Source organism: Streptomyces durocortorensis, assembly GCF_016901035.1.
Taxonomy (GTDB): Bacteria; Actinomycetota; Actinomycetes; order Streptomycetales; family Streptomycetaceae; genus Streptomyces; species Streptomyces durocortorensis.
The window spans coordinates 1-8,008 of sequence record NZ_JAFEUF010000275.1; the positions used below are offsets into that span (position 1 = coordinate 1).

8 protein-coding genes are annotated in these 8,008 nt (G+C 71.2%); 6 read left to right on the top strand and 2 right to left on the bottom strand.

The window, feature by feature from the left end; genetic code table 11:
* The 3 genes from JS521_RS31045 to JS521_RS31055 form a co-directional block, all read left to right on the top strand.
* A partial coding sequence (locus JS521_RS31045) for an AIM24 family protein (protein WP_205086255.1) occupies window positions 1-887 on the top strand: 887 nt, incomplete at its 5' end.
* An 11-nt stretch (window positions 888-898) separates the two neighbouring features.
* Window positions 899-1,579 carry an AIM24 family protein gene (locus tag JS521_RS31050; protein WP_205086256.1) on the top strand — a complete coding sequence of 227 codons (681 nt, stop codon included), beginning with the start codon at window positions 899-901 and terminating at the stop codon, window positions 1,577-1,579.
* Window positions 1,580-1,598: 19 nt separating this feature from the next.
* Window positions 1,599-2,354, top strand: coding sequence for an AIM24 family protein (locus tag JS521_RS31055; RefSeq protein ID WP_205086257.1), 756 nt, complete (start codon window positions 1,599-1,601; stop codon window positions 2,352-2,354).
* Window positions 2,355-2,443: 89 nt separating this feature from the next.
* On the opposite strand, the gene JS521_RS31060 is transcribed toward JS521_RS31055, so the two are convergent.
* Window positions 2,444-2,992, bottom strand: a complete 549-nt coding sequence (locus tag JS521_RS31060) for an NUDIX hydrolase (protein WP_205086258.1) — start codon at window positions 2,990-2,992, stop codon at window positions 2,444-2,446.
* Complete coding sequence (locus tag JS521_RS31065) at window positions 2,989-4,413, bottom strand: zinc-dependent metalloprotease (RefSeq protein ID WP_205086259.1); 1,425 nt, start codon at window positions 4,411-4,413, stop codon at window positions 2,989-2,991. Before JS521_RS31065 ends, JS521_RS31060 begins: the two co-directional genes overlap by 4 nt.
* Window positions 4,414-4,603: 190 nt before the next feature.
* Between JS521_RS31065 and JS521_RS31070 the strand changes: the two genes are divergently transcribed.
* The 3 genes from JS521_RS31070 (at window position 4,604) to JS521_RS31080 (ending at window position 7,856) form a co-directional block, all read left to right on the top strand.
* Complete coding sequence (locus JS521_RS31070) at window positions 4,604-5,755, top strand: SDR family oxidoreductase (RefSeq protein WP_205086260.1); 1,152 nt, start codon at window positions 4,604-4,606, stop codon at window positions 5,753-5,755.
* A 125-nt stretch (window positions 5,756-5,880) separates the two neighbouring features.
* Window positions 5,881-6,342, top strand: a complete 462-nt coding sequence (locus JS521_RS31075) for a molybdenum cofactor biosynthesis protein MoaE (RefSeq protein WP_205086261.1) — start codon at window positions 5,881-5,883, stop codon at window positions 6,340-6,342.
* A 398-nt stretch (window positions 6,343-6,740) separates the two neighbouring features.
* Window positions 6,741-7,856 carry a YlbL family protein gene (locus JS521_RS31080; RefSeq protein WP_205086262.1) on the top strand — a complete coding sequence of 372 codons (1,116 nt, stop codon included), beginning with the start codon at window positions 6,741-6,743 and terminating at the stop codon, window positions 7,854-7,856.
* Window positions 7,857-8,008: the final 152 nt, after the last annotated feature.

Here is an 8,008-nt window from a genome sequence, read left to right on the forward strand (position 1 = left end):
CTCCGCAGGCGCCCCAGGCCCCGTCCCCGTACGGCCAGCGGCAGCAGCCGCAGCAGCCGCAGTTCGGCCAGGTCCCCGGCCAGGGCGCCCCGCCCGCCGCACCCTTCGGCCAGCAGGCCCCCGCTCCCTACGGTCAGCCCGCACCGGCCCCGTACGGTCAGCAGCCCCCCGGCGGTATGCCCCCGGGCGTCCCGCAGGGAGTGCCCCAGGGCGTGCCGGCCGCCGGCGCGGGTCTTCAGGCTGCCCTCCAGCCGTTCAAGGAGACCGCGACCGGGCAGCGCTGGACCCCGCAGAACCAGCAGCTCATGCGGGTCGACCTGACCATGGGCGGAGCCGGAGTCCTGGCCCGCCAGGGCAGCATGGTGATGTATCAGGGCAAGGTGGACTTCGGCTACAAGAGCGCCGGGTTCGTCGGCCGCGCCGTGGGCAACGCCACCGGCCAGGAGATGCAGCTGATGCGCTGTACGGGCCGCGGGCAGGTCTTCCTCGCCGAGGAGGGCTCGCACCTCCACCCGATCGAACTGCAGGGCGACGGTATCTGCGTCTCCGCCGAGAGCGTCCTCGCTTTCGACGAGTCCCTCCAGTACGAGGTCCGCAGGGTCGAGGGGCACGGCATCCCGGGCGGCGCCCTGTTCACGATGCTGTTCCAGGGCACCGGCACCGTGATCGTGAAGACCCACGGCACCCCGGTCGTCCTGCCGGTCACGCCCACCACGTTCGCCGACTGCAACGCGGTGGTCGCCTGGTCGGCCGCCTCCCAGGTGATCGTCTCCAGCCAGGTCCGGCTGCGCCGCAACGCGTACCCCGGGCACAGCGGGGAGACCGTGAACCTCCAGTTCCGGGGCGCCCCCGGCAACTTCATCGTCGTCCAGCCCTACGAGGTCTGAGGGAGCCCGTCATGAACCAGCAACTCGCGGGCTTCGCCCCGACCCCCGTCACGGCCCGGATGGAGAACCACGGCAAGACCATGCTCAAGGTCGCCATGGCCTCCGGGCAGGACCTCTACGCGCGCACCGGCTCGATGGTGGCGTACGAGGGCTTCATCCAGTACGAGCCCAACCCGCCGGCCGTCCGGCAGATCGCCTCCCAGTGGATCACCGGCGAGGGCGCACCCGTCATGAAGTGCTCCGGCGACGGGCTGCTCTACCTCGCCGACTACGGCGCCGACGTGGTCGTCATCAACCTCAACAACGACTCCCTCTCCGTCAACGGCACCAACCTCCTCGCCTTCGACGCCCACCTCACCTGGGGCGTCGAGAAGGTCAAGGGGCTCGCCAAGTTCGCCGGACAGGGCCTGTGGAACGTCGTCGTCCAGGGCACCGGATGGGTCGCCATCACCTCCCGGGGCACCCCGATCGTCGTCGACTGCGGACGCGGCGAGGACGAGACGTACGTCGACCCGGACGCGCTCGTCGCCTGGTCCCCGAATCTCAAGGTGAAGGGCAAGCGCAGCTTCAAGGCCGGCTCGCTGATCGGACGGGGCAGCGGCGAGGCGTACCAGATGGCCTTCTCCGGCCAGGGCATCGTCGTCGTCCAGCCGAGCGAGGACAGCACGGACCGCCTGCGGATCCGGAACTGACGGGGAGGGAGAACACATCATGCAGAGTCCGCTTTTCAGCCACACCGAGCAGCAGACCCAAGACCGGTACGCGATCCAGAACCCGCAGCTCCTGCGGGTCTCGCTGACCGGCCACGACGACGTCCTCGCCCGCAAGGGCGCGATGGTCGCCTACCAGGGCCTGATGGACTTCGACGGCGAATACCAGTCCCGGAGCCAGCGCAACGCCCGCGCGCGCACCGGCGAAGGCCTCGATCTCATGCGCGTGTCCGGCCAGGGCACCGTCTACCTCGCCAACCTCGCGCAGTACATCCACGTCGTGGACGTCGACCGCGAGGAGATGACCGTGGACAGCTCCTACGTCCTCGCGCTCGACTCCTCGCTGCACACCGAGGTCATCGCGGTGGACAGCCAGTACGGCATCTCCGGCAGCGGCAAGTACCAGCTCAACATCTCCGGCTCGGGCAAGGTCGCCCTCATGACCTCGGGCCAGCCGCTGATGATGCAGGTCACCCCCGAGAAGTACGTCAACGTCGACGCGGACGCGATCGTCGCCTGGTCCAGCTCCCTGCGCGTGCAGATGCAGGCCCAGACGCACTCCTCCGGTGTCTTCCGGCGTCGCGGCAACACCGGCGAGGGCTGGGAGCTGAGCTTCCTCGGCCAGGGCTTCGCGCTGGTCCAGCCGAGCGAGGTCATGCCTCCGCAGAACGCCCAGATGGGCCAGGGTGCCCGCGCCCAGTTCGGCATGGGCCAGCAGGGCTCCCACGGCCAGAACCAGAACAACGCCTGGAACTGACCGGAACCCGCAGACCGCGGCGGTGGACAGCGGTAAGGGGCGGCCTCTATAGAGGCCGCCCCTTACGCATGTCCGTTCAGCCCTCGCCGCTACAGCCGGGACCGCGTCGCTTCCAGCAGCCGTACGACCGAGGCGTCGGCCACCCCGGCCACGTCCTCGTAGCCGAACCAGCGCAGCTCCAGGGACTCCTCGCTGATCCGCTCCGCCGCTCCGGCCGGGGCCAGCGCGGCGTACTGCACGTCGAGGTGCCAGTTGCAGGGGGGCGGGATCGGGTGCCGGTCCAGCCGGACCGGTCCGCCGGGCAGCAGGGTGAGCCCCGCGATGCCGGACTCCTCCGTCGCCTCCCGGAGCGCCGCCGCCGCCAGGGTGGCGTCCTGCTCCTCGCAGTGGCCGCCCATCTGGAGCCACATCCGGAGCTTGCGGTGCAGGGTCAGCAGAACCTTCCCGCGCTCCGGGTCGATGACCAGGGCGCTGGCCGTCACATGCCCGGCCCCGCACGCCTTCCACATACCGTCGTCGTGGCGTGCCAGATGGTCCAGGTAGGCCTGACGCAGCTCCGCCTGGTCACCGTGCGTGTCCTCGGAGCCCTCGGGGGCGTACCCCTTCAGTACGAGAACGGCGTCGTCGCGCAGGCTCACTGGTCGGGGCCGCCCTTGCCGTCTTCCTTGTCCTCATCGCTCCCGGAGGGCTTCTGCGGGCCCTTCGCCGCCTCGCCGAGCATCTTGTCCAGCTCGGAGAAGTCGGCCTGCTCGTGGTGGACGAAGCCGTCCGGGTCGTCCAGGTCGTGGGCGGTCGGCAGCATGTCCGGGTGGGCCCAGAGCGCGTCCCGGCCCTCCAGACCCCGGGCGTCCGTGAGCGAGGCCCACAGGCGCGAGGCGTCCCGCAGCCGGCGCGGGCGCAGCTGGAGACCGATGAGCGTCGCGAACGTCTGCTCGGCCGGTCCTCCCGAGGCACGACGCCTGCGCATCGTCTCGCGCAGGGCGTCCGACGAGGTCAGCCGGGACTTCGCGGCCTCGTGGACCACCGCGTCCACCCAGCCCTCCACCAGTGCGAGAGCCGTCTCCAGACGGGCCAGGGAGGCCTTCTGCTCGGGCGTGTCCTCCGGCTGGAACATGCCCTGCTGAAGCGCGTCCTGCAGCTGCTCCGGCTGCGAGGGGTCGAACTGGCCGACGACGTCCTCCAGCTTGCTGGTGTCGACCTTGATGCCGCGCGCGTACGCCTCGACGGCGCCGAACAGATGCGACCGCAGCCACGGCACATGGGCGAAGAGCCGCTGGTGGGCGGCCTCGCGCAGGGCCAGATACAGCCGGACCTCGTCCTGCGGGACGCTGAGGTCCTTGCCGAACTTCTCCACGTTCAACGGGAGCAGCGCGGCCTTGCCCGCAGGACCCAGCGGCAGCCCGATGTCGGTGGAACCGACCACCTCACCGGCCAGCGTGCCCACGGCCTGCCCGATCTGCTGGCCGAACATGGCGCCGCCCATGGAGCGCATCATGCCGATCAGCGGGCCCGCCATGGCCTGCATCTCCTCGGGCAGCACATCGCCCATCGCCAGGCCCACCCGCTCGGCCACCGGGTCGACCAGCTGCTGCCAGGCCGGCAGCGAGGCCTCGACCCACTCCGCGCGGCTCCACGCCACGGTGGAGACCGAACCGGACGGCATCGACGTCACGTCGTCCAGCCAGAGGTCCGCCAGCCGCAGCGCCTCGTCGACCGCCGTCCGCTCGGACGGGCCGACACTGGCGTCCTTGGAGCCGTCCGGGGCACCCTGCGAGACCGTCTGGCGGGCGATCTGCTTGGCCATGTCCCAGTTCACGGGACCGCCCTCGTAGCTCAGCATCTGGCCGAGCTGCTGGAAGGCGGCACCGAGATCGTTCGGATTCATCGAGCCGAACATTGCGGCGAACGGGTTGTCCCCGCCCGCCCCCGGCCCGAAGCCGAACGGGTTTCCCGGCCCGCCCGCGCCCTGCCCACCTTCGGTGGGGTCCTTCTTCTTGCCCTCGTCGCCGTTCTCCGGCTCCTCCGGCGGAAGGCCGAATCCGAATGGGGTGTCACTCACGGGTTTCCTCGGCTCGTAGGGCCGTCGGCTCGAACCGACGGCGACTGCCCGACATCACCATCCAGCGTAGACACCACGCCCGCTTCGGGCCTCAGTGCTCCGCCGACTCCCGGCCTGCGGCAGGATGGACGCCACCTGGTACGTACGCGTCATTCGGGTACGTACTGAAGACAACCGCTGGAGACGCCCGGTGAGTTCCCCAGATCCGCAGGTTCGCGCAGCGCGAAACCTGACCGACCCCTCGCCCGAGAACGCGCCCGAAGAGAAACGCCCCAGGGCCCCCAGGAACCGGGGCCCCGTCGTCGCGGTCACCGGAGCCGCCACCGGCATCGGCGAACTGCTGACCGCCCACCTCGCCGCATCCGAGGAGATCAAGCAGGTCATCGCGATCGACGAGCGCCGCGGAGAGGTCTCCGAGGCGACCTGGCACATCCTGGACGTACGGGATCCGGCGATCGCCGAGAAGCTGCGCGGTGCGGACGTCGTCGTGCACCTGGCGCTCGATCTCGACCTGGAGACCGACCCCGCCGCCCGCACCGCGTACAACGTACGCGGCACCCAGACCGTGCTGACCGCCGCGGCCGCCGTCGGGGTCCACCGGGTCGTCCTGTGCACCTCGGCCATGGTCTACGGGGCGCTCGCCGACAACGACGTGCCGCTCTCCGAGGACGCCGAGCTGCGCGCCACCGCCGAGGCCACCGGCGTCGGCGACCTCCTGGAGATCGAGCGGCTGGGCCGCCGCGCGCCCCGCGCCCACCCCGGGCTCAATGTCACCGTCGTACGCCCCACCGTCCTGGTCGGCGGCACCGACACCGCACTGACCCGCTACTTCGAGTCCCCGCGCCTCCTGGTCGTCGCCGGATCGCGCCCCACCTGGCAGTTCTGCCATGTGGAGGACCTGGTGACGGCGCTGGAGTACGCCGCCCTGGAGAAGATCGACGGCGAGTTCGCGGTCGGCTGCGACGGCTGGCTGGAGCAGGAGGAGGTCGAGGAGCTCAGCGGCGTACGCCGGATGGAGCTGCCCTCCGCCGTCGCGCTCGGGGCCGCCGCCCGGCTGCACCGGATCGGCCTCACCCCGTCCCCCGCGGGCGACCTGGCGTACACGATGCACCCCTGGGTGGTCAGTGTGAGCCGGCTGCACGACGTGGGGTGGCGGCCGAAGTGGACGAACGAGGAAGTGCTCGGTGCCCTCCTCGAAGAGGTCGAGGGCCGCCACACGCTCGCCGGCCGCCGTCTCGGCCGCAAGGACGCCACCGCCGCCGGGGCCGCCGGAGCCACGGTCGCCCTGCTCGGCGCCGCCGCCGTGGTCCGCCGCGCCCGCAAGGCCCGCCGCCGCATCTGACCACGCACAGCCCACCGCGCCCGGGCCCCGGGGCGCGGCCCCTGTAGGAGGCTCCAAACCAGCCGGCCGGCCGCCGGTAGAACAGGCAATTCCGAGATGTCGGAGCCGTACGGCACGATGGGAGCATGGCACCCACCCATGACCACCCCGGCGAGCACGCGGCGGCCGACCCCATCCGGCTGCTGGCGATCCGGGACGCCCCGCTCTCCGTCGACGAGGTCTTCCGCGCCGTCGGCGACGACGCGGCGGGCGGTATCGCGCTCTTCGTCGGCACCGTGCGCAACCACGACGCGGGCCAGGACGTCGGAGCGCTCGGCTATTCCTGTCACCCCTCGGCCGAGGACGAGATGCGCCGGGTGGCGGAGAAGGTCGTCGCCGACTTCCCGGTCCGTGCACTGGCGGCCGTCCACCGAGTGGGTGAACTGGAGGTGGGCGACCTGGCCGTGGTCGTCGCCGTCGCCTGCCCGCATCGCGCCGAGGCCTTCGAGGCCTGCCGCAAGCTCATCGACGACCTGAAGCACGAGGTTCCGATCTGGAAGCACCAGCGCTTCTCGGACGGTACGGAGGAGTGGGTCGGAGCCTGCTGAGCGCAAACCGTACCGGGGCGCATCAGCCCCGATTTGCGTAACCGCACCCCCGCCATGAGCGTTGGTCTTCCGGATCGTTAATCTGCTGATCGGGCATCCGGTCGCTCATGGGGTAGGGAGGTCGTGATGGCGGCACTCGCTTGGCTGTTGATTCCACTTTTCGCTGCTGTCGGTGGTGCGATATGGGCGAGTTGGGCTGCCCGCAATCGCACGACCGGCGATGTCACCGAACTCGCCGGCTACGCAAGGTTCCGTGACGCGATGGAGAAATCGCACTCCGGTTCCGAGGCTCTCTGAGACCGACGCACGCCGCGTGACCGCCTTCCGCCGCGTTCCGGTCACCCCGTACGGACCGGCCCCGGCGGTGCACTGACAGGCCCTTCCCGTACTGTCGTTCCATGCCACGCCGCACCGCGACGATGCTCGCCTCCACTCTCGTCCTCATCGCGCTGCTCTGCGCAGGCGTGCTGATCAAAGTGCCGTATTCGGAGATGTCCCCCGGACCGACGGTGAACACCCTGGGCGACGCGCGTGGCGAGCCCGTCCTGCAGATCTCGGGTCGCAAGACGTACCCGGCATCCGGTCATCTCAACATGACGACGGTCCGCGTCACCGGTGCGGACTACCGGATGAACATCGTCGAGGCCGTCTACGGCTGGCTGGCCCACGACAGCGTCGTGGTGCCGCACGACACGCTCTACCCGGACGGCAAGACGGAGGAGCAGTCCACCCAGGAGAACGCCGAGGAGTTCAGCCAGTCCCAGGAGAGCGCCAAGGTGGCCGCCCTCAAGGAACTGGACATCCCGGTCTCCACACAGGTCGTGGTCTCCACGGTGGTCAAGGACAGCCCCGCCGAGGACAAGCTGCACGCGGGCGACGTGATCAAGGCCGTCGACGGCACGGCGGTCAAGGAGCCCGGCGACGTGGCGAAGCTCGTCACCGAGCACAAGCCGGGCGAGAACGTCACCTTCACGATCGTCCCGGCCGACGAGGCCGCCGCGGCGGAGAAGGCCGGCCGCGCCCCCGAGGGCGACGAGAAGGTCACCATCACGACCGCGAAGGCCCCCGCCGCCGAGGGCGGCGCCGAGGAGGGCGGGAAGGGCCGGGCGATCGTCGGCATCAAGGCCGGCACGGACCACACGTTCCCGTTCGAGATCGACATCAAGCTCGCGGACGTCGGCGGGCCGAGCGCCGGCCTGATGTTCTCCCTCGGCATCATCGACAAGCTCACCCCGGGCGACCTGACCGGCGGCAAGTTCGTCGCGGGCACCGGCACCATCGACGACGCGGGCACCGTCGGCCCGATCGGCGGCATCAACATGAAGCTGGTCGGCGCCCGCGACGCCGGGGCCCGCTACTTCCTCACACCCGACGACAACTGCGCCTCGGCCGCCGCCGACACTCCGGACGGGCTCACCCTCGTACGGGTCAAGACCATCGCGGACGCCACGAAGTCGCTGGAGCAGATCAAGGCGGGGAAGACCGCCGGCCTGCCGAGCTGCTCGACCGGCTGACGCCTGACGGCCGCGCTGCCGGGCCCGGGCGTACGGGGCCTGGCCGACGGCCGCGCCCCCCCGGGACCGGACGCCGGCCCCCGGCCCCGGCCGGGTGAGGGGGCGGACGGGGCCGCGCGCGGCGGGGCGGCGGCGGGCCCCCCCCCCGCCCC